This is a genomic window from Desulfomonilia bacterium, from assembly GCA_036567785.1.
Lineage (GTDB): Bacteria > Desulfobacterota > Desulfomonilia > UBA1062 > UBA1062 > DATCTV01.
The window spans coordinates 1-22,379 of record DATCTV010000060.1 but is presented as its reverse complement, the minus strand read 5'-3'; the positions used below and the strand labels follow the sequence as shown (position 1 = coordinate 22,379).

Annotated in this window: 22 protein-coding genes; 11 read left to right on the top strand and 11 right to left on the bottom strand. The window is 48.5% G+C overall.

Going from position 1 to position 22,379, the window contains the following annotated elements; all coding sequences use genetic code 11:
* Together VIS94_14975 and VIS94_14970 are read right to left on the bottom strand one after the other, a co-directional pair.
* Entirely contained in the window at window positions 1-3,147 is a 3,147-nt protein-coding gene (locus tag VIS94_14975; protein ID HEY9162378.1) for a multidrug efflux RND transporter permease subunit, read from the bottom strand.
* Between the two features lie 15 nt (window positions 3,148-3,162).
* Entirely contained in the window at window positions 3,163-4,398 is a 1,236-nt protein-coding gene (locus VIS94_14970) for an efflux RND transporter periplasmic adaptor subunit (protein ID HEY9162377.1), read from the bottom strand.
* A gap of 149 nt (window positions 4,399-4,547) precedes the next feature.
* On the opposite strand from VIS94_14970, the gene VIS94_14965 reads away from it, so the two are divergent.
* The gene (locus VIS94_14965) at window positions 4,548-5,309 is read left to right on the top strand and encodes a DUF4410 domain-containing protein (protein ID HEY9162376.1); all 762 of its coding nucleotides are present in this window, start codon (window positions 4,548-4,550) and stop codon (window positions 5,307-5,309) included.
* On the opposite strand, the gene VIS94_14960 is transcribed toward VIS94_14965, so the two are convergent.
* From VIS94_14960 to VIS94_14950, 3 genes are all read right to left on the bottom strand, one after another.
* Window positions 5,310-5,756, bottom strand: a complete 447-nt coding sequence (locus tag VIS94_14960; GenBank protein HEY9162375.1) for a hypothetical protein — start codon at window positions 5,754-5,756, stop codon at window positions 5,310-5,312. It abuts the gene before it with no gap.
* Window positions 5,757-5,772: 16 nt separating this feature from the next.
* The gene (locus tag VIS94_14955) at window positions 5,773-7,665 is read right to left on the bottom strand and encodes an alpha-L-arabinofuranosidase C-terminal domain-containing protein (protein ID HEY9162374.1); all 1,893 of its coding nucleotides are present in this window, start codon (window positions 7,663-7,665) and stop codon (window positions 5,773-5,775) included.
* Window positions 7,666-7,767: 102 nt separating this feature from the next.
* Window positions 7,768-8,520, bottom strand: coding sequence for a hypothetical protein (locus VIS94_14950; protein HEY9162373.1), 753 nt, complete (start codon window positions 8,518-8,520; stop codon window positions 7,768-7,770).
* 120 nt (window positions 8,521-8,640) lie between these two features.
* Between VIS94_14950 and VIS94_14945 the strand changes: the two genes are divergently transcribed.
* From VIS94_14945 to VIS94_14935, 3 genes are all read left to right on the top strand, one after another.
* Complete coding sequence (locus VIS94_14945; protein ID HEY9162372.1) at window positions 8,641-9,975, top strand: DUF1015 domain-containing protein; 1,335 nt, start codon at window positions 8,641-8,643, stop codon at window positions 9,973-9,975.
* A 12-nt stretch (window positions 9,976-9,987) separates the two neighbouring features.
* Entirely contained in the window at window positions 9,988-10,566 is a 579-nt protein-coding gene (locus VIS94_14940; GenBank protein ID HEY9162371.1) for a dual specificity protein phosphatase family protein, read from the top strand.
* Window positions 10,567-10,671: 105 nt separating this feature from the next.
* Window positions 10,672-12,300 carry a PKD domain-containing protein gene (locus tag VIS94_14935; GenBank protein ID HEY9162370.1) on the top strand — a complete coding sequence of 543 codons (1,629 nt, stop codon included), beginning with the start codon at window positions 10,672-10,674 and terminating at the stop codon, window positions 12,298-12,300.
* 102 nt (window positions 12,301-12,402) lie between these two features.
* Here the strand turns inward: VIS94_14935 and VIS94_14930 are convergent, their stop codons facing one another.
* The 3 genes from VIS94_14930 to VIS94_14920 form a co-directional block, all read right to left on the bottom strand.
* Entirely contained in the window at window positions 12,403-13,656 is a 1,254-nt protein-coding gene (locus VIS94_14930) for an OFA family MFS transporter (protein ID HEY9162369.1), read from the bottom strand.
* A gap of 66 nt (window positions 13,657-13,722) precedes the next feature.
* On the bottom strand, window positions 13,723-13,923 hold the full coding sequence (locus tag VIS94_14925; GenBank protein HEY9162368.1) for a hypothetical protein: 201 nt from the start codon (window positions 13,921-13,923) through the stop codon (window positions 13,723-13,725).
* A complete protein-coding gene (locus VIS94_14920) occupies window positions 13,923-14,759 on the bottom strand; it encodes an MBL fold metallo-hydrolase (GenBank protein ID HEY9162367.1) in 837 nt (278 codons plus the stop codon). The genes VIS94_14925 and VIS94_14920 overlap by 1 nt, the downstream gene beginning before the upstream one ends.
* A gap of 155 nt (window positions 14,760-14,914) precedes the next feature.
* Between VIS94_14920 and VIS94_14915 the strand changes: the two genes are divergently transcribed.
* The 5 genes from VIS94_14915 (at window position 14,915) to VIS94_14895 (ending at window position 19,825) form a co-directional block, all read left to right on the top strand.
* On the top strand, window positions 14,915-16,249 hold the full coding sequence (locus tag VIS94_14915; protein HEY9162366.1) for a cytochrome ubiquinol oxidase subunit I: 1,335 nt from the start codon (window positions 14,915-14,917) through the stop codon (window positions 16,247-16,249).
* Window positions 16,246-17,241, top strand: a complete 996-nt coding sequence (gene cydB, locus VIS94_14910; GenBank protein ID HEY9162365.1) for a cytochrome d ubiquinol oxidase subunit II — start codon at window positions 16,246-16,248, stop codon at window positions 17,239-17,241. Before VIS94_14915 ends, cydB begins: the two co-directional genes overlap by 4 nt.
* Window positions 17,242-17,330: 89 nt before the next feature.
* Window positions 17,331-18,332 carry a M28 family peptidase gene (locus VIS94_14905; GenBank protein ID HEY9162364.1) on the top strand — a complete coding sequence of 334 codons (1,002 nt, stop codon included), beginning with the start codon at window positions 17,331-17,333 and terminating at the stop codon, window positions 18,330-18,332.
* 126 nt (window positions 18,333-18,458) lie between these two features.
* Entirely contained in the window at window positions 18,459-18,758 is a 300-nt protein-coding gene (locus VIS94_14900; protein HEY9162363.1) for a carboxypeptidase-like regulatory domain-containing protein, read from the top strand.
* A 62-nt stretch (window positions 18,759-18,820) separates the two neighbouring features.
* A complete protein-coding gene (locus VIS94_14895) occupies window positions 18,821-19,825 on the top strand; it encodes a hypothetical protein (protein ID HEY9162362.1) in 1,005 nt (334 codons plus the stop codon).
* A 25-nt stretch (window positions 19,826-19,850) separates the two neighbouring features.
* On the opposite strand, the gene VIS94_14890 is transcribed toward VIS94_14895, so the two are convergent.
* The 3 genes from VIS94_14890 to VIS94_14880 are packed head-to-tail and all read right to left on the bottom strand — an operon-like array spanning window position 19,851 to window position 20,823.
* Window positions 19,851-20,345 (bottom strand): ferredoxin-thioredoxin reductase catalytic domain-containing protein, encoded by a 495-nt coding sequence (locus tag VIS94_14890; GenBank protein ID HEY9162361.1) that lies wholly within the window; start codon window positions 20,343-20,345, stop codon window positions 19,851-19,853.
* Window positions 20,342-20,620, bottom strand: coding sequence for a glutaredoxin family protein (locus VIS94_14885; protein ID HEY9162360.1), 279 nt, complete (start codon window positions 20,618-20,620; stop codon window positions 20,342-20,344). The genes VIS94_14890 and VIS94_14885 overlap by 4 nt, the downstream gene beginning before the upstream one ends.
* Before the next feature lie 26 nt (window positions 20,621-20,646).
* Complete coding sequence (locus VIS94_14880) at window positions 20,647-20,823, bottom strand: hypothetical protein (GenBank protein HEY9162359.1); 177 nt, start codon at window positions 20,821-20,823, stop codon at window positions 20,647-20,649.
* Between the two features lie 311 nt (window positions 20,824-21,134).
* Here VIS94_14880 and VIS94_14875 point away from each other — a divergent pair, with 311 nt between their 5' ends.
* Window positions 21,135-21,338 (top strand): DUF5678 domain-containing protein, encoded by a 204-nt coding sequence (locus VIS94_14875; GenBank protein ID HEY9162358.1) that lies wholly within the window; start codon window positions 21,135-21,137, stop codon window positions 21,336-21,338.
* 56 nt (window positions 21,339-21,394) lie between these two features.
* Window positions 21,395-21,763 (top strand): aspartyl protease family protein, encoded by a 369-nt coding sequence (locus tag VIS94_14870; GenBank protein HEY9162357.1) that lies wholly within the window; start codon window positions 21,395-21,397, stop codon window positions 21,761-21,763.
* Window positions 21,764-22,379 lie beyond the last annotated feature (616 nt).

The window sequence follows — 22,379 nt, the reverse complement described above, 5'->3', positions numbered from 1 at the left end:
TTAAACCGCCTCCCCGGATGATTTTTGTATTTCATTTTCGGCATTTGGCTTATCCATCTTTTTGTCTTTTGAGAGGAGCACGAAGAACATGGGAATAAAGAATATCGCAACAAGCGATGCCATCAGCATGCCTCCTATAACTCCTGTACCGATGGAATGTCTACTGTTGGCTGATGCGCCTGTGGCTATCGCGAGAGGTACGCATCCCAGTATGAAGGCCAGTGATGTCATGATGATCGGCCTTATTCTCAGCCTTGCTGCCTCGACGGCTGCCTCGACGGCGCTCTTTCCCTCCTTTTTGATGTCGACTGCAAACTCGAATATCAGAATGGCATTTTTAGCTGCGAGTGCAATCAGTGTAAGAAGTCCGATCTGGAAATAGATATCGTTCTCGATACCCCTCAGGACTATGGCCAGCATGGCGCCGAACAGAGCGAACGGCACGGCCATGAGGACTCCCAGAGGAAGCGACCACTTCTCATACTGCGCCGCCAGGATAAGGAATACCATTACCAGACCGAATGCAAAAACCATTGAAGAGGCGGAACCCGATTTCTTTTCCTCAAAAGCCTCTCCCATCCATGAGAAACTGAAGTCCTGCGGCAGCACTTTCGCCGCAACGTCTTCCATCGCATCGATCGCCTGGCCCGAGCTGTATCCCGATGCGGCGTTTCCGGTTACGCTCGATGCCGGGAAATTGTTGAACCTCGAAACGATGTCGGGGCCGGATGAATACTTGTAAGTCATGACTGCTTTCAGGGGTATCATGTTACCGTCATTGGACCGGACATAGGCCATACCCAGCGACTCGGGCGTAATCCTGTACTGGGATTCGGCCTGCACGATGACCTGCCAGAGCCTGCTGAACTTTGTGAACTGACTTACATATGCGGAGCCGAAGAGTATCTGCATCGTCTGGTAGACATCCTGAACAGGGACCTTCAGGGCCTCCGCTTTTTCCCTGTCCACATCGACCCACATCTGCTGTGAATAGGCTTCCAGTGTCGAGGATATGCTGGCAAGCTCGGGCCTTTTCTGTGCCTCTTCGACGAATTTGTCAGTGACCTCCTGGAGTTTTGTAATGTCTCCTTCGCCCTTGTTCAGTATCCAGAACTGGAACCCTCCCATGTTTCCAAGCCCCGGTATGGACGGGGGATTGACGGGAAACACCTGGGCTTCCTTGTATTTCCTGAACTCAAGCATTGCCGCCAGCTGAAGCATGGGGGCGGAAAGTTTCATACCCTTTCTCTCCTCGAAATCCTTGAGCGATACGAAAAGGACACCGGCATTTGTTTTTATCTGGGAGTCGATCAGCGAGTATCCGTCGAATTCGCTTACATCCTGTACCGCCGGTTGTTTCAGGAAGAAGTCGGCAGCCTTGCTGTCCACGTCCTGCGTCCTGTCTAGGCTTGCAGCATCGGGCAGCAGAGAGATTCCGAAGAGGTAGCCCTGATCCTCGGTCGGGACGAACGAGGTCGGGACCTCTTTAAACATGATTGCAGTAATTATGATCATGACCGCGAAGACTATCAGGCTAACCTTTCTTTTTCCTATGATCTTGCTAACGCCGCTGACATATTTGTTTGTGAATTTTCCGAATGCGTTGTTGAACCATTTGAAGAAAAAGAATTTGGACTCTCCCCTTTCCTTTAGTATGAGTGCAGCCATTGCAGGAGACAGTGTCAAGGCCATGAGCCCGGACAGCACGACGGATATTGCGATGGTTATGGCGAACTGCTTATAGAGCTGTCCTGTCATTCCCGAAAGAAAGGCGACCGGGACAAAGACGGCGCACAGCACGAGCACGATCGCCACGACAGGACCGGACACCTCCTCCATGGCCCTTATCGCCGCCTCCTTGGGAGGCAGCTTGTGCTGCGTCATGTTCCTTTCGACATTCTCGACGACGACTATGGCGTCGTCAACGACGATACCGATTGCGAGCACCATACCGAACAGCGTCAGCATGTTGATTGAAAAGTCAAAGAGCAGCATGCCTGCCGCGGTGCCTATGATCGATATGGGAACCGCCAGTATCGGGATGAGCGTTGCCCTGAAGCTCTGCAGGAACAGGAATACGACCAGGATTACCAGTATAACGGCGATCAGGAAAGTTATCTCGACTTCTTTGATCGATGCATTGATGAACGATGTCGTATCCAGCGATACCTTGCATGCGATTCCGTCGGGGAATGATTTTGACAGGTCGGCGATGGTGGCCTTGACCTTCTTTGAGACCTCAATTGCATTTGCGCCCGGCTGTTGATATACGGCGATCAGGGTGGCGGTCTGGCGGTTGTACCTGCATCTGACCGAGTAGTCCTTTGCACCGAGTTCGGCCCTGCCTACGTCCTTCAGCCGTACTATGGCGCCGTTCTGCTGCGTCTTCAGAATAATGTTTTCAAACTCGCCGGGTTCGGTAAGCCTGCCTTTTGTCGCCACGGAGAAAGTCTGCTCCACCCTGCCGTTTGTCGGAGACTGTCCTATCTTTCCTACCGCGAATTGCTGGTTCTGGTTTTTAATGGCGTTTGCCACGTCGGTTGCGGTAAGGCCGAGCTGCACCAGCCTATCGGGTTTTAGCCATATCCTCATCGCATAGTCCGGCATGCCCAGAATGGCGCTCTGATTTGCGCCTTCGATCCTCTTTATCGCATCGAGCACGTAAAGGTTAGCGTAATTGGCGACATAGTTCTGGTCATACCTTCCACCCGGCGAATATACCGCGATTATCATCATGAAGGCGCTTGATTTTTTCTGCACCTGAACGCCCTGCTGCTGGACCGAATCAGGCAGCTGCGGCATGGCGGTCTGAACCCTGTTCTGAACATCGACCTGCGCCATGTCCGGATCGGTGCCTATATCAAAATATACGCTCAGCGTCATATTGCCCGTGCTGGAAGAGGCGGACTGCATGTAGATCATGTTGTCAGCGCCGTTCACCTGAAGCTCTATCGGGGCTGCGACATTGTCGGATACGACTTCCGCGCTTGCGCCGGGATATACGGTCGAGACGGTTATGCAGGGAGGGGTGATATCAGGGTACTGAGCGATGGGAAGGTTAAAAAGGGCGACCCCTCCTCCGATAACTATTATCAGGGATATGACAGATGCGAATATGGGTCTTTCGATAAAGAATTTGGAGAACATGTCTATTCTCCCCTTCTACTTGGTTTTTGCCACAGACACACTTTGAGGTTTGTTGTCGGTGGAAGCGGCGACCTCGGTAATCTTATCGACTTTCTGGCCTTCCGAAAGCTTCTGGAAACCGTCGACAACGACCTTGTCACCGGCGAACAGGCCGCTGTTGACTATGACATCGTTGCCGACCCATTGTCCCAGAACTATCTGTCTGACCGATGCCTTGCCGTCGTTTTTGATTATCCATACGAAATTGCCTTTTGCGCCTTGAAGCACCGAACTCCTGGCAACTGTAATCGCATTAGGCCTGATTGCTCCCTTCATGCGGACCCTTACGAATTCCCCCGGTTTCAGCATTCCTTTCGAATTGTTGACCTGAGCCCTTACAAGGAATGTGCCGGTTTCAAGACTGAAGGACGGGTCTGCGAACATGAGCTTGCCTTTCTGGGGGTAAACGGAGCCATCGGCAAGGACTATCTCGACATCGAAGTCTCCATACTCCGGTATTATCATTTCTTTTGTCTGCGTCTGCTTAACAAGGCTCAGATATTCATTTTCGGAAATGCTGAAGTTGACCCACATGGGATCAATCTGGGCGACATATGTAAGAAGGCTGTCCGGCCCTGCGGATATGTAGCTTCCGGTCTGCTTCTTGGCGTTTGAAGACAGGCCGTCAATCGGTGAGCTTATTACCGTGTAGCTCAGGTTGAGTTCAGCCTCTGTCACTTGGGCTTTTGCTGCGATGACAGCGGCTGCTGTTTCCTGCTCCTGTCCGACCGCATCATCAAGATCCTTCTGGCTGACCGCATTCTTTGCAGCCAGAGGCCTTATCCTGTTCAGGTTGGCAAGTGCGGTCGAATGCCTGGCCTCCTGCTGGGCAAGCTGTCCTTTTGCCGCCTGCAGGTTAGCCTTGAAAGGCTTCTGGTCTATAATGAACATGGGCTGGTTTGCCTTTACCATGCGCCCTTCTTCGTAAAGCTGCTGATCGAGGAACCCCTGGACCCTTGCCCTGATCTCGACCATATGGGAACTTTCGGTCTCTCCGATGTACTCGAAAACAATAGGAGTATCCTTCGGCTTGACTGTCATGACGCTTACTGCGGTTTCCTGGTTGCCCAGCATTTTCTTTACTTTCATCATTTTAATTTTTTCGCATCCCGCGCCCAGGAATAAGGACAGAACAAGCGCCGCTGAAGTGATCTTTATGATTGTTTCCGGTCTCAGCCCTTTTAATGAAAAAAATGATTTCATTCGGTTCATAATCCCTCCTGATTATTGTTCACCCAATATTATAATGACTAAACGGTAATCTTAAATTTTTTATTGAGCAAATAAAAATTATTTTTTGTTTTTTGTTACAATGATAATGGGCATAGACTAACAAATTAAATAAAAAGGACCGTGTTCATATGTCTAAGACCTTGAAAACTGTGCTGCTTGCTTTGATTTGCGGAGTTCTGGCGTCAACAACCCCGGCATCAGCCTCAGAAGCAGCTGTTGCCCAGAGTTCTACATGTAAGGATGATGCCGCCCTCATGCAGGACGGGGATAATAAGACAAAGGCAATTGCAAGGCCTTCCATCATATATGTCACGGACTTCCACCTTGATCCAGACCAGTTGCAGAAAGAATCGATAATCAAGAGGGATGGTATTGTGAAAAAGAGACTTGATGCACTCAAACCGGATGATGACCCTTCTCAGAAGGCTGCAAAACTGATCGCAGCCCTGTCGGGTTCCATAATCAAGGGTTTGAAGGATGCAGGGCAGAATGTGGATTATTGTCCGAATTCTTCGGGTCTCAGAAAGGATTTTGTTCCTCAGGACCTTAATCTGCCTTCCGATGGCTGGCTTGTAGCGGGATGGTTCTCAAAGGTTGATGAAGGTAACAGGGCGCTCAGCTCTACGGTAGGTTTCGGGAAGGGCGCCGAAAGCATCCAGATTGAAGTTGATGTTTATGATCTTTCAGAAAAATCCGGCGGGCCTTTTCTTCATATCGGCTCTGAAAGCGGTGCAAAAAAGATCCCCGGAGGGCTGATAACAAAAAACCCGTATACGATGGCGGCCCAATATGTCCTTTCGAAGGGTGCGACTGAAAAGGATGTTCAGAAGCAGGGTTCTGCAATTGCAGAAACCCTGCTTCAATTTATCAATGATAAAACGGGGAATTGATTAGAACTTTTTCTTGGGCTCTACCTTGTATTCTATGCCCATTTCATCACATATCTTCTTTACTGATTCAAGCACCAGATTGGGCGTGCTCACATCTTCGCTCTTGGTTTTCTTTGATTCGATGGTCAGCAGAGAGAATCCGTCCTTCTTCTCCTTGATTTTAAGGGTGGCCTCCCTGTCTCCCTTTTTAAATTCAATGGTCTTGTCCTTGTCGTCCTGTTTTACGATGGAGACGTCGGGGTTTTTACCCGCAGTTTTGATTGCCGCCTGATAGATCGCATCCGGTGTCGCCTTGAGTTCGACTTCGGCGATGTCATGGGTTTTGCTCACCTCATAGTAAACGATAGCCGACAGTACTGCGGCTGTACCGACGCCTCCCATGCAGCCTGCCAGACTTGTCGTAAATGCGAAAAGCAGCCCAACAATTATTCCTTTCCTTACCTTCATGAATTCCTCCTTATGATTAGTCCAGCACTGCTACGGAGCATGCCGGAATCTCGATACTAAATGAATCCGCCTTAACATTCAAAGGTTTTTCTTCAAGTCTTATTGCATGTGGTGAGGCAAAGCTGTTTTCAACGAGCGGCGATTCGGCTGAGAGAATGCTTATGCGTACAGGGTGAATCCCGGGCCCTGTATTTTTGAGGCTTATGCCTATTTTCATCCGTCTTGAGGGGTGGCGGTTTACAAGGCCGATTGCGAGACGCCGCTCGTCATAAGAGCGTGTAGCCACTGCATCAAGCCACGGGACATTTTTGAAGGCCTCGATATTACCCAGTGCATCGGAGTCGAATAACGGGCTCTCTATGCTCAAACCTACGGACAGTTTCTGCATCCTTGTGTACATCAGGAACGGGTAATAGATGGCGGTGGCAAAGGCTCTTGATTCGTCAGTAACAATTGCGGGGAGCACATTTACAAGTTGAGCGAGATTCGCCATGAACAGGTCTTTGCACTGGCGTTGAAAAGCATTCAGCATGCCAGCACAGTAAACCGCGTCACGCATGCAGTAGTTTATGTTGTGCATTGACGATGCCCCGGGCGCAGGAGGCAGCCACAGGTTCCACTCGTCAAAAGTGATGCCGATGTTTGACCCGGGCGCATATTTTCTTATCTGTCGGGCGATTCTTTTTATGACGCGTTCAGCGGAAAGAGGTGCTGCGCATACCGTTTTATGGAGGCTTTCCATGTCATAGCTCTCCTTCCACCCTTCGTTTTCCGGCTGATATATATGAAACGATATGGAATCGATTATGTCCCCGGCTTCTTCAAGGACAGTCCTGTTCCATATATAACCAGGGTCGTCCGGTGAATCGGTATGGACCTTGTCGCCCACTGCTACTATATGTATTTCAGGATCGACCTCCTGCATGGCGGAAACGAACTTCCTGAGTCTTTGCGCGTATTCCGCGGGGCCTGTATGACCTATCTGCCAGCGTCCCCAGACTTCGTTGCCCGCTCCCCAGATTTTTACATTATGGGGTTCAGTATGGCCGTTTGCAGCCCTGCGGCCGCCTTCCTGGCCGTTCGCCTTTTCATTACAGTATGCTACCCATCGGGCCGCTTCCTCCGGTGTGCCGTTGCCGTCGTTTACCACAAGAAAAGGTTCCGCGCCTGCCATCCTGCAGAATCTTATGTATTCATCAGTACCTACCATGTTTGTTTCATGCGACTGCCATGCCTCATCGAACCTTTCGGGGCGCTTTTCTCTGGGGCCGATGCCGTCCTCCCAGTGATAGCCGCTTGCGAAATTGCCGCCCGGATACCTTATGACGGGAGGTTTCAATGCGTTTATCAGATCGAAAGTGTCTCTTCTTACGGCCGAGCCGTCCCTGGTCCAGATGCCGTCATATATGCATCTTTCTAAGTGCTCGATGAAATGTCCGTAAACAAAGGGATTGATTTCGCCAAGTTCGTCGTCGAGATCGATTGTCACCTGGGCCTTGAGTGAAGGTATCAGAAATGAAGGGGTCTTGAATCGTTTTTTCGCCGAACCGGATACTTCTTCACCACCCGCCTGTACTGTGAAAGCTATCTCTCCGGCTTCTTTCGTGTCTATCCTGATCGTCAGTCTTCCTTTTCCTGAGGATGCGGATGCAGTTATCTTATAGATGACACCCACGGAAAGGGGCAGCGGATTATCGGGCGTGATTTTTTCCGCCGCCACAAGTTCACCGTCTTCGGGGCCCATTGCAAGCCTGTTCTTGTCAATTGCGGTGCCGTCGACATCAAGGCCTACGGAAAGAAGCGTAGCCGGTGCGAATGTGTTGTTTATAGAGAAGCTGAAACCTTCGTTCTCTTTTTTGAGGCTCCCTTTTACAAAAAGTTTCCTTAAGATAAATTCGGGAATTACCATATCTTTCCTCCTGAAGTTATAAAAAACCCTGCCGGAAACCTTCCGGCAGGGTTGCATGATAGCACAGCGGGCGGTTCAATGCCCACTGTAATAATTAGGCGCTTAATCCATAGGAGAAACTTTCACCACCAGTTCGCCATAACCAGGCTCGAGCCTCATGGTAGCGCCTGATGTTGCCGAGGTCGAAACAAGCCAGAGCGGGACGTTGTAATAGACATTTGTCAGACCGGTTGTACCGACAACTTCCGTACCGAAATGGACAAGGACATAATGATGTTCTGCAGGCGTCGAATTGCTCATGACTGCCCGGTTGATGGGCGTGCCGCTTGTGGATGCAGCGCTTGTCGTCCTTATGATCTGCCTGCCCACGCCGACATTGTATCCGAGGTCGTTTGTGAGTTCGCACTGGAAGAATACTTCTACAAGGCTGTTCGGGGGAATGTTAATCGGTCCGACCGAGTACGCGTTGTTTCTTACCACGTTTGTTTCCTGAGTAACCGGCAGATTGAGGATGTTTTCGGTATTGTCCCTGTAAACGACAATTTGCCGTTCGGGTTCGGTTGCAACTACCGTTATGTTCCATGTCCTGGAGTCTCCCGTTCCATCCATAACGACAAGAACGTGGTCTCCTGCATCGGCATTATCAGGGGAATAGATATATGTTGTTCCTGTTGCCGACGGGATGAGTGCATCATCCATTGTCCATGCAATGGTAGTGCTTGAACTGTTCACGGTGAAAGTCTGTGAATCCCCTGCATTAATGATTACGGTTGACTTGTTGCCCGGGGTTATCGAGATGATGCAACCCGAGAACATGAAAAGAGCACATAAAACCAGACCAAAAAATTTTTTCATATTTCCTCCTCATATCTTATGTTTTTTATTCAATCAAAAAAACCAAAGCATCCATATTGTACCAATATGGTTCTTATGTGTATATAGAAATTTAATACAAAATATTAAGGAGTCAAGACCATGGACCTGGAAAAATTCGCTTTGAGCCTGCCTGAAATTCTTTTGCCGAAAAAGGAAACCGATCTCACCAAATGGGCGGTTGTCGCCTGTGATCAATACACATCACAACCCGAGGTGTGGGAAGAGATCAGGAAAACGGCAGGAAACAGTCCGTCAACGCTCAATATTATTTATCCCGAGGTCTATCTTGAAGAAGAAGGTGCTGAAGACCGGATCAAAAGCATTAACAGTTTTATGGATAAATACCTTGCAGACGGGACCCTTGAGGTGCAGAAACCCGGTTTTGTCCTGGTGGACAGAAAGACTTCGCAGACGCCTTCCAGAAAGGGATTGGTTGTTGCTCTGGACCTTGAACAGTATGATTTCAGCCCGGGCTCGAAAACCATGATACGGGCAACCGAAGGTACGGTCATAGACAGGCTGCCCCCCAGAATCAGGATAAGGAAAAATGCCGCAATCGAATCACCGCATATAATGGTGCTGATAGACGATCCTGATAAGACCGTTATCGAACCTCTGTTCATGAAAAACCTGAGGATGCTGTATGATTTTGAACTCATGATGAACTGCGGACACATAAAAGGCTGGGCGGTCGATGACGAGGAATCCTTGAATCAGGTGGCAGCTGCTCTGGCAAAACTTGCCGAACCTGGAAATTACATGAAAAAATATGGCGTCAATGACGGCAGCGTCATGCTCTATGCCATGGGTGACGGCAATCATTCTCTGGCCACTGCAAAGAGCATATGGGAAACCATGAAAAAAGATGCGGAAGACCAGTCTTTACTGATGAGCCATCCGGCGCGCTACGCACTTGTAGAGCTTGTAAATATCCATGACCCGGGGCTTGAATTCGAGCCGATCCACAGGGTGCTTTTCGGTGTTGACAAAGACGACCTTATCGGAAAATTCAAGGCCTATTGTGAATCGGAAGGTTCAACAGTTTCAATAGCAACAGCAGGCTCACCGAAGGAACTCTGCCAGAAGCCGGCATCGCGGTCTGATATCCACCTGATACCGTTTGCGGCGGGTGGAGCATGCGGAACCATAAAGGTTGAGAAACCCGTTCGTCAGCTGGAATACGCAACTCTTCAGACCTTCCTTGATATTTATCTGAAAGATAATCCTGGTGTAAAGATCGATTATGTACACGGAGAAAAGATTGTCGAAGACCTTGGAACAAGACCCGGCAATATGGGCTTTTTCCTGCCGGTTATACCCAAGGATACATTCTTCAGGACCATCATTATCGACGGCGTCCTCCCCAGAAAGACCTTTTCCATGGGCCATGCCGATGAGAAGCGTTTCTATCTGGAATGCCGCAGGATAAAATAATGGAGGGAAAAAATGAAGAAGACCGGGATTATTATTTTAACGGTTCTGATTTCATTAGTTTTTACTGCTGCCGCAGTTCAGGAGCAGAGGCCTTCGAAATGGGCACAGCCTGTAAAAATTGATGGGGTGCAGAATCTCTTCAAGGTCAGTGATACTCTTTACAGAAGCGAGCAGCCTACGGCCGAAGGTTTCAAAAACCTCAGAAAGCTGGGCATAAAGACAGTTGTAAACCTGAGGACATTTCACACTGATTCTTCATTGCTGAAGGGCTCAGACCTCGAATATGAGCATATCTACATGAAATCATGGCATGCGGAGAACGAGGATGCCGTTAAATTTCTGAAGATAGTGACAGACCCGAAGAAAACACCGGTCCTGGTCCATTGCCAGCACGGTGCCGACCGCACGGGCACGATGTGCGCGGTCTATCGCATGGCGGTTCAGGGCTGGTCAAAGGAAGAGGCCCTGAAGGAAATGACTGAAGGCGGGTTCGGGTTCCATGAAGTCTGGTCAAACCTTCCCGAATGGGCCGGGAACCTTGATGTGGGAAAGATAAGAAAAGAAGCAGGGATACCTGATAGAGGGAAATAAGGAGATTTATAATATATTGATTCGCCTGGCAAACTATATTATAAAACAGAAATCATCAAATATAATAAAAGCATCAACTTAACTTATACCATTGAGGGGGCTACAATGAGGAAATCAGCATTATTCCTGATGTTTATTCTGTTAGCGGCCATGCTTGCCGGGTGCATTAAATCCATAACACCGGTTTCAAACAATGTTACAACGGCATTATATAATGAAACAACTTTCAGAATAACAGTATTCCCGTCCAACGCTACATATACATGGACACTTGACGGCACTGCCATATCGAACTCGGAGAGCTTTTATATATATCGGGCTGAAACAGTCGGGAACCATACGCTTACAGTCAAAGCCAGAAGTTTTTTAGGGACGGATACCCAGACATGGAAGATATTCGTAAAGAGTCCCCCTGTAGCAAATGCAGGCCCTGACCAGTCGGTATATGCGGCTTCGGATGTAACCCTTGACGGTTCCGGCTCATCAGACCCTGAGAATGACACGCTTTCCTATCATTGGGAGCAGACGGGCGGACCAGCGGTAAATCTGGGCTTTACCGATATGATGACAGTGCAGTTCAATGCTTGTGTTGAGCGCGGATCAGTGCTGACTTTTATGCTTACGGTTACTGATTCCGACGGCCTGACATCGACTGATACATGCACGGTAACCATTCTTGAGACAGTCACTGTTGACTGGAAAAGCGTATCTGCAGGCGGTGAACATACGGTTGCGATCAAGACCGACGGCTCTCTCTGGGCCTGGGGTTACAATGGCGATGGTACGCTTGGAGACGGAACTTATATAGGAAAGCCATTGCCCACACGGATAGGAACAGACAATAACTGGGCTAGCGTATCGGGTGGCGGATTACACACATTGGCTATTAAGACCAATGGCTCTCTCTGGGCCTGGGGGAAAAATGCAGATGGCCAGCTCGGGGATGGTACGAATATCTCAAAGAACATACCCGTTCAAATAGGCACGAATACTAATTGGGCAAGTGTATCTGCCGGCGGTTATCATACGGTTGCGATCAAGACCGACGGTTCTCTGTGGGCCTGGGGAAACAATAATTTCGGCCAGCTCGGTGATGGTACAACCGATAGTAAAAACATCCCTGTCCGAATAGGTACAGATACAAACTGGGCAGCCGTATTTGCCGGTTATTATCATACCATTGCGATTAAAAAAGACGGTTCGTTGTGGGCCTGGGGGCGCAATAATCGTTATCAGCTCGGGGATGGAACAGCCATAAACAAAAAAGTTCCCACCCCTATAGGCATGGATACAGACTGGTCTGTCGCGGCAGCCAACGTATATCATACGGTAGCAGTTAAGGCCGATGGTTCGCTGTGGGCCTGGGGCTACAACGGATATGGAGAACTCGGAGACGGCACCACCACGGACAGGAGCGTGCCAACGCGCATAGGGTCGGACAACGATTGGGATATCGTTTCCGCCGGATACTATCATACTGCGGCGATAAAGAAGAACGGCACCCTATGGGGATGGGGTTACAACATTTACGGCCAGGTCGGTGACGGGACTGATATCCAGAGGGATGAGCCTGTTCTCATAAGTTCAGACACCGATTGGAACATTGTCGTATCCGGGCTTTACTTCAATCAGGCCATCAGGGATGATGACACATTGTGGGCCTGGGGTTATAACAACTACGGCCAACTGGGAGACGGGACCTATTCTGAAAAGTATGAGCCTGTACGGTTGTAGGATTTCAAAACGGATCAGGATCCTAATATGCTTCAGGGGCGGTATCCAAAACGGATGCCGCCTTCTTATTAATGACCGAGTAATATTTCCCGGGTGATAAAGCTATTTGATTTGGATTTTCCGTAACGGCCTTCTGAAAACCGCTATCAGCAGCAGCCCTGCCGCAAGGATTACCGATTCTATGTAGAGTGCTGTCTGGAAGCTGCCGGTCACCATCTTGATCCTGGCAAAGAGATAGGGGCCGCAAACCCCGGCAAGGCCGACTGCAGTGAAAATCACGCCATAGATTCTGCCTATGTAGGCGGGGCCGAACATATCTGCGACAAAGGCGGGGAATGTGGCGAACATGCCGCCATAGCATGCGAGCAGATAGCAGGCGATGCATGTGAACATAAGGCCGCCGGTGGAATGGCCGATGACGGCATAGCCTGCGGCCTCTGTCAGAAAGATGATCACGAACACAGCTCTTCTTCCAGTCAGGTCGGAAAGCCATGCCCATACAAACCTACCCAGCCCGTTGAAGATTGATGCGACCGCAACAATGGTGCCCGAGAGTATATAGATGCCTTTGAGCCTATCCTCCGTGACGGCTCCGCTCAGACCCTGTCTTATGATGTCCTGTGCAATGGGTGAGAGCTGAGAAATAAGACCCAGTCCGGCTGTTACATTCAGAAAGAGCATGAGCCAGAGGGCCCAGTATTGCCAGGTTCTTATGGCTTCGCCGAACGTGAATGAAGAGGAATCGGCAAGTATGTGAGGATTTCCGGATGGTGCGTATTGAGACATCCAGCCTGAAGGCGGGTTTTTAATCAGCAAAATTCCGGAGGGAACGAGTATGATGCTTATAAGCCCCCATAAGGTGAATGTCTTTTCCAGGCCGGAATCAAGTATTGCCCTGGGTGCCAGATTTCCCATGATAAACGATCCGAAGCCGTAGCCCATTACTGCAAGCCCCGTTACAAGACCGCGCCTGTCAGGGAACCATTTTATAAGGGTTGTTATGGGGACGGTGTAGCCCAGTCCTCCGCCAAGTCCCACAATCATTCCATAGGCAATGTAAAGGAGCCATATGTTACCTGTCAGATTTGCATAGGCCGCCAGCAGAAGACCGGAGCCGAAAAGCACTCCTCCCGCAAGTCCTGTAAACCTGGGCCCTTTCCTGTCGATGAGCGCCCCGCCCAGGGCGACCGATATGGAAAAGCAAAGGGATTGTATCATGAAGGCGGCCTGTGTCGCGGTTTCCGACCAGCCATGTGCGGCCATCATGGGCTTTTTAAATATCGACCAGGCATATACGGTCCCCAGGCAGAGCTGAACAATCACGCCTGCTGCGGCGATGATCCACCTCTTTTTCATTAAAACAGGATTTTCTTCATTAAAGGACATTAGCAGATGCCTATAAAATAAATTCCGATAAAAAAGCTATTGTTTCTTTTTGGGCGAGAAGGATTTTTTTCGCATTTTTTCACCGTGGCTGGCGTTATATTCGAGCCATGATGCCAAGAGTTCCTCATTCTTTTTTTCAAAATCCCTTGTGCCTGATTCGTCCGACCCGCATGAGGCAGCCATCTGCATGAAGAATGCGTCGTGGACGTTTCTCTTTTTGCAACCCGGTTTTTTCATCAGAATACCCTGAAACTCATGAGTGCAGGCACAAACCTTACCTCTGTCTCAGGGACAGTCTTCATGGCCTCAGATATGAATTCATCGATACCCACTCCTTTGAGCAGGTGCACCCCTTTTTCAAACGGAGAGAAAAACCAGTCGTGGTGTACGGGGATTATTCTTTTTGCCCCTGTTTTCAATACAGTTTCTTCAATATATGACCTGGTGTTTTTCCTGCCCGCAAGGCACAGAAAAATGGTATGCGCCTTTATCCCGTCGTACATTCCGGGTATCCAGCCCGCGCTTCCGTGATGTATGAATGTGCCCAGCGGATGGCTTACAACCATACCATAAAACCCTCCCAGCCTGTAATCAGAGGCTTTTACGGGCGGGGCGAACGGTTTTTCAATGACGCCCGGATAAGGTATTCTGCCAAGAAAGGCTGGACCGTGGATGCCTTCGATGAATCTGATGTTGAATGCGCCGAGAGCAATTGCATCGCCGTTTTTTATGACCCTGATTCTATCTTGAGGCAGGCCTGCTCCATAGCCGACATTGGCCGTGCTTTCTGACCCGATAAGCATTGCCCCGGTTTTTCGGGCGAATTCAGGCGCATCCAGCAGGTGATCGAAGTGGGAATGTCCAATCATGACAGCTGCTGCATTCTGCCCTGATGTACGGCTTATGCATGTATCAATGCTCTTGATATCCGGACTGATCTTCCTTCCGCCGAACACACTGAACGCCGAGATCCTGCTTACATAAGGATCTATATAAAACGCAGTCTCGCCGTCGGACACAAAGAGCCCTGCGGTCCCTAGCCAAACTGCATTAACAGAGGTTGAACTGCTCATCTGATTTTCTCTCCTGCTGGAAGAATTACGAATTTACTATCGACTATTTTGAAGGACATTGCGTTTTAGTCAAGACCAAACTGCAATCGGCTGCGTTTTAGTCAAAACCATTTTTTCTTCTGGCATATCGTTTCAAAATCATTACAATATAATTCATGGATATAATCTCTCTCGCCAGATTTCAGTTTGCTATGACGGCGATATTTCATTTCCTGTTTGTTCCGCTTACCCTCGGATTGGCCCCGATTGTAGCATTTATGGAAACAAGACATCTCACGACCGGCAACGAAATGTATGAGCGCATGGCGAAGTTCTGGGGCAAGCTCTTCATCATCAACTTTGCGCTGGGTGTGGTGACGGGCCTCACCATGGAATTCCAGTTCGGCATGAACTGGGCCAGATACTCCGCTTATGTAGGCGACATATTCGGCGCCCCGCTCGCGATAGAGGCATTCGCGGCGTTTTTCCTGGAGAGCATCTTCATAGGCCTCTGGATATTCGGCCGGGGCAGGATATCGAAGAAACTGCACGTCGCCTCTATCTGGATCGTGGCCTTTGCCGTCAACCTTTCCGCTTTCTGGATATTGTTTGCAAACGGCTGGATGCAGCACCCGGTGGGTTACGAAATACAAAACGGCCGTGCAATAATGACTGACTTCACGGTATTTCTCACAAACTCATACAGCTGGTCCAAGTTTCTGCACACCATGCTGGCAGGTTTTACTACTGCATCGTTTTTTGTCCTAGGCATATCCGCGTGGCACCTCCTCAGAAAAAATGAGACGGAAGTTTTCACCTCGTCGTTTAAAATCGCAGCCGTGTTCGGGCTTGCCAGTTCTTTCCTGGTATTTGTGATGGGAGATTTCGCAGGCGGTGAGATTGCAAAGGTTCAGCCCGAGAAACTGGCCGCAATGGAATCTCACTGGGAGACGGCAAGAAATGTCCCCTTTTATCTGTTTGTCTTTCCTGATGAGGAAAATTCCAGAAATGTCGTCGAACTCTTCGGGATCCCGGGAATGGTCAGCTTCCTGTCATTCAAAGATTTTAATGCCGAGGTCAAGGGACTTCGCGACTGGCCGAAAGAGGACAGGCCGCCGGTGCTGCCCGTATTCGCAGGGTTCAGGCTGATGGTCGGTCTCGGCATGCTGTTCATGCTCTTAAGCGCCGTGTCTGTTTTCATTGCATTCACAGGCAGGGCCGGCAGGTGGTCCTGGTTTTTAAAGCTGCTCCCATTTGTAATACCGTTACCATACATTGCGGCCGAACTCGGATGGATTGTCGCCGAAATGGGCAGGCAGCCCTGGATTGTCTACCGGGTCATGCGGACAACAGACGCGGTATCGCCGTCGGTGGGCTCCGGACAGGTAATGTTTACCATCATCAGCTTTGTTTTCATTTACGGACTGCTCGCAGCGCTTGATATCTTCCTTCTTGCAAAGTCCGCACGCAAAGGGCCTGAGATTGCCCCGGCAAAGGGGGCGGCATCATGAGCCTTGAATCCCTCTGGTTCTTTATCTGGGGTATACTCTGGGCGCTCTGGCTTGCAACCGACGGGTTCGATCTGGGTGCAGGCATATTGTATCCGTTCATAGGCAGGAGCGATAAAGAGAAATCCGCTGTAATAAGTTCAATCGCCCCTTTGTGGGACGGAAACGAGGTGTGGCTCGTCGCTGCGGGCGGCGCCACCTTCGCGGCATTCCCTGCTGTTTATGCAGGCCTTTTCAGCTTCATGTACATTCTGTTCGCGGTCCTTCTTTTCTCTCTCATTCTAAGGGGTGTATCCCTTGAATTCATATATGAGGGGAAAAGTTTCCTATGGGTCAAAACATGGGGCATGATATTTTTTATCGGAAGCATTACCGCTCCTTTTGTCTTCGGGCTTATCTTCGGGAACGTCTTTCAGGGAATAGCATTTGACGGGGCGGGATACAGGGGCGGTATTTTAGACCTTATAAATCCCTTTTCCGTTCTTACGGGAACCGTAATGGTTGTTATCTGCATCCTTCACGGCAGCATCTGGATAAGCATGTATTCTGAAGACGATCTGAAAAAGAGGGCCGAAAGAACAATGGTGATGTCGTGGTTTATTGCACTTGCTCTTCTGGTTTTATTCATTATCGAAACCCCTATGTTCACATCCCTGCATCTGAATTACCTGGCGAATCCGGTTCTTTTCATTATCCCGGCTGTCATGGTTGCCAGCTTTCTTTGCATTCGCATATTTATTGTAAAGGGCAGACCCGGTGTCTCATTCTTCTTTTCAATTTCTGCAATCATGCTTTTATTAATAAGCGCTCTGGCCGGCCTTTACCCGGACCTGCTTCCGTCTTCATTTGAAAAGGCTGCAAGCCTTAGTATTCATAACTCATCTTCAGGCCGGAACACGCTCATAATAATGACTGCCGTGGCCGCGGTGCTTGTACCTGTCGTTGTTGCGAGCCAAGCCTTTGTGTACTGGATATTCAGGTTTAAAGGAAAATGAATATCGACGCATCTTGAGTTGTATAACCCGTTTTCTTAACGGACATTATAAGGATTTCTTTTTCTATTTTGAACTGCAGGGGGTGTCTGATGAGAGTTAAATCTGTAAGCAGGAACGGTCTTGTTTTAATGATCGCACTGGCGGCTCTTTTAAGCCTTGGCTCAATGAGGGGCTGCGGCACCGGTACGGGCCCGTTTGATCCTGCGGAGCTTTATTTTCATGTGACGAAGCTGGCAGGTGAGATAGGCTCGCGGAATATTGATGAACCAGGCAATATAGTTGCTTCACTGTATATCCGGGACAGACTGATTGAATATGGTCTTGAAAATGTTCATTTCGAGTATTTCCCCGACGGCTACGGAAACCTTAACAGAAATGTCGCAGGCATATGTCCGGGAACTGCATATCACGACCTTATTATTATCGTCTGCGCCCATTTCGATACGGAAAAAGGAGTTCCCGGTGCTGTGGATAATGCAACAGGAATAGCGGTCCTGCTTGAGTTTGCCCGATATTTTTCGGCTAATCCCGCCCCTTATACAATAAAATTCATCGCATTTAATGGAGAGGAATCGGGTTATCTGGGCTCATCGTACAATCATTGGAAAAGTAAGCAATCTGGCGAACTTCTTGATACGTTGATGATATTGAACCTTGATATGGTACAGAGCAATGCTTCAAGCCCCGAGCATCCTTTTATATTGTTTGTCGTCTCACCCACCAAGGCAAGTCAGAGAGCTTTCACCGAGGCAAAAAGAGAAACAGGCAAGCAGGCTATGAATATATTTTTCATCCCGGCAAAAACAGCTTCGCTGCTCTCTAATGGGCTCAGGACCGATGCGAAATTCTGGATCGATGATGAACTTACCCTGTGCTGGCCCTGGGCTTATGACATCTATTACAACAAGCCTGTCGATACCTGCGACAAGGTGGATGAAGCGGGTCTGGCAATCAGTACAAATTTTATTTTCAGATTCTTCAGCCGGATGCTTGAATGCGAACCTGTTGAATTCAGGGAAGAGCTTCCTGATTATAAAGTATCTCCCGCTCTGCTGAAATTACTTGCGGATATAGGCGGCATAAAGCCCTGATCCTCTTTTGAGCATATAATGTTGTTCAGGCAGGGATTGTGCATCTTAATGAAAATGTGTAATAGGAATTTAAGATTCCCGATTGCCTTTTTTAAGGCAAAACAATTCTGTTTCTGGAGGATAGAAATGAAAAAGCTTACAATTGCCATAGTCGTAATGTTAGGAATCATGTTCAGCACAACGCTTCTGGCAGCAGACCTTTACGGCATCGTAACGGATAAGAGCGGCAAACCCGTCGAGATCAAGATGGAACTGAAGGACGCCAAAGACGGCAAGGTTGCTGCAAGCGTCAGTTCTGACAGCAAGGGAAACTATGCATTCAAGGACATCAAGCTTGGAAGCTATCTTATGATTATCGGTACAAAGGAATTCAAGGTCCAGGTGGCCCCGGGCGACACTCGCAGAGACTTCCAGCTCGATAAATAGCGGTGTTATAATAAGCGCCAGACATCTTCATATTATCCTGCAATCTCAGATGAGGTTTTATCATGTCCGATAATGTAAAGCAGAAAAAGGATCTCTGGGATATCATGCAGGCGCTCGGGCCTGCCATCATTGCAGCGACTGTCGCCATAGTCGGAACCATGTACAACCACCAGCAGGCGCAGATTGCAAAGGCATCCGAAATGCGCGAGGTTTATACGAAGATCATGGCCGAGCGCGAAAGCTCTGACAACAACATCAGGGCCACCATGTTCGGCATGCTCTTTAACGCCATGTTCCAGAAAGAGGGCGGACTTAAGGGAGAGCCGACCAGTATCCGCGCTGTAAAACAGCAGGTCATGTTTCTTGATCTGTTGAGCCGCAACTTCGATACGATAGACATCAAGCCTTTATTTGAAGACCTCGACAACGAGATGACGAAAGAGGTTTATGACGGTAAGTATCCTGCCGAGCTCAGGGGCGAAATGTTTCTCATGAGAAACGACCTGAGGCGCATCGGGAAGAATCTTTCAATCAAGCAGCTTAATGCCCTTGCATCTCTTTCGGGCAGCGAGGTAAGACGCGTCGTCATAATGCAGATGGAAGACGGCACCATACAGGTGATTCCGGATGATGTGCCCGCTGGCAAGGCAGATGATTTTCCGGTCGAGATCAAGCCCGAGGTCATGCATGATGGTGTCATCGACCTGACGCTCGACTATAAAAAGAGCAAGGCCGCAGATCAGGGGTTCAAGGCACCGAGCTTCTACATAACCTTTTATGACCTGCCGTATATAGACAACAGCGTGCTCGATAAGGACATGAGGATAGCGCTTGTTCTGACCAAATTTTTCAATGTCCTGGACCTTGAGAAATTCAGGAGCAAGCTGGACAGGCGCCTGCTCAAGGACTATCAGGACATGAAGGACGGCGGCATATCGAAGTATGCCGAGGTGCGTCTGATAAAGTTCCCGGCGAAATACACAGGCCATCGTGACAGGCCTTATCTGCAGGAGATTCTGCAGGACCTTGTCGAAGACAAGAATTTAAAAGGAATAAAGCCGGAATGATCCGGAGGACCTGAAAAAGCGCCTGCTACATGAACCTCTCGAAGCGGTCCGATTTTGCCTTGCAGACGGGACATACCCCCGGCGGATTGTCTCTCGCGCACAGATATCCGCATACTTTGCACCGCCAGACAGGATAGGGCAGCTCTTTATTTGGCGCTCCTGATGCAGCCGGTTTTTTAATCTTCTCCTTTTCAAAAAGCCTCCTGTCCGGTATCGAGGAAAGCTTTTTAGTCCCTGCTGCAACTTCTTCGGTTATATAAAGTGCGCAGTAGCAGGCCCCGTAATCGCTCAGGTCCGTGTCCCTGTAATCACAGGGACATATCATGTCCCTGTCATCTTCTATGCTGCCGGAGGCGAGCCTGCACGGGCAGGCCTGATACCCGTAGCGCTCCTCGTTTGTAAGCAGCCCTTCGGCCAGCGACAGCGTGAATTCATCATCGGGATTGATGATGTAGCCGCCAGATTTCGCATCGGCCTTCAGTTTATTAAGCAGGGCCTGGGCTTTAGAGCTGTTGATCATTTCAGGATGTTCCTTATCTCATCTTCCTGGAATCCGACTATGCGGTTGCTGCCGTTGATAACTAGGGTAGGGAACGAACAGGCGGAATTCCATTTTCTGACTTCATCCATGACGCTTTCCCTTTCGGCGCCTGTAAGAGTATCGACATCGGTGTAGGAGTAAGCCACTCCCAGTTCGTTCAGAAGACCCTTGGTCTTCTTGCACCAGCCGCATGTGCTGAGCGCGTAGAGCATTACCTTGCCCTTATCTTTTCCTTCGACGGTATTAACAGACATAATCCCTCCTCTTTTTCTCCCGGTTTCTATTCAAGCCCTGTCTTGTCGGCTGCGTCGGAATGCTCCTCGACATACGTTAAAGTATGCCTGCGTCGCTTTCTCTCCGCCTTCGGCTCGAGGAGCGAAACAAGATGCACGAGACCCCATTTTCTCCTGGCCTCCTCGACATCATCTTGAATATAAACCGGAAATATTATTTTCACCTGATCACGTTGCTTTACAGCAACACCTTGTTCTTACGCCCTGTATTTATAATCGCTTCTAACTTTATTATAAAACAATTTGTTTAAGAAAACGATCTCCATCTGATGACAAGTTGCCAATAAAAATAAAAGAACACTCTTGCTGGAAAAAACAGTGATTCGATTTCACGACTTTTGTCAATTGTTGGGGGCTAACCCCTCTTCTGTTTCTAAATTTGTACGATTGAACAATCCTAGCTTGATTGTTGTTTTGAGCTGTTAATTGATATAATGTATTATCGTTATCAGCTGATAGTTGAGCGAGGTATATTATGAAAACCGAAGACAGCAAGCATGCATTGATTGTGGATAAAAAATACGAAGGAAAGTTTGTAGCAATGGAAGGCTTTACAAGCAGGCATGTTGTTGCTGCGGGAAATGACCCTGAGAGGGTTATGAAAGCCGCAAGCAAAAAAGGAATTGCCGAGCCTGTTATTGTATTTATCCCTAAAGGGAATATCACCCAGATTTATTGATGCCTATTGTTAATTATCCTTTTATTTCGCATTTGCAGGGAGGCATTGCCCGGCCGATGCTTCCCATAAGAATAACAAATCCTGCAACTGGACAATCTCTGAGAGTCTGGGGATTGATTGATACTGGCGCCGATGAATGTGCAATTCCTGCCGCCTATGCAAACCAGCTTGGCCATAACCTGACGGCAGGAGCGACCAAGCATATCGGCACAGGAAATGGAATGACTATCGCATACTCTCATCTTACCAGAATCGAAATATTCGCTAATAACAGCAACAGTGTTATAGTTCATACAATCAACGATACCCCGATAGATTTTATGCCCAACCTTGGAGTAATTCTGCTGGGAGTGAAAAATTTCATGAACCAGTTCAGACTGATAATTGATTACCCGAATCAGTGTTTTTCCTTGAAGAATCCATAAACCCTGACGATAAACAAATAAAGTCCGGGGCCACATGGCCTGCAAAAACTCCTTTTTATCCCTTCATAAATGGACAAACCTTGAATGGGATAAATTAGTCGATTTGTAATGGTTCAAGGCTAGGCACCTTTTGCTTCTTAACGGTATATGTTGAATATTCTTTAGATCCTAAAACCTGCCTATATCTTTTATTCATCACATTTGCCTACTGCATTCATCGAGTTCATTTACGAGCCATTCTTTTTGAGATGGTGAAAGATTAGGGATTTGATTATTGATTTGTTTGAAATATGATAAAAGATTACTTGTATATTTTATACGACCAGCCTTGTTTTTTCCATCAAATCCTACCTGCGGAGTTATCAACCCTAATGGAAAAAGTTCAGTTTCTAAAGCTTTTGTTTTCTCTGCTGAGAAAGCTGGCAGATGATGGGCAGTTAAAACCAAGAAAAATAATATTGAGGAAAAGATTAAAATGTAGTAGCTCCGACCTGATCTGACAGCTCTCCTTTCCGAGGGGATGTTTGTACGATTAAGTTTAAGCTGCCAGATCGAACTTCATATCCAAGATTTTGTCTTTTGCCAAGGGCAGATTTTCCAGGAAGGTTTCCATGGG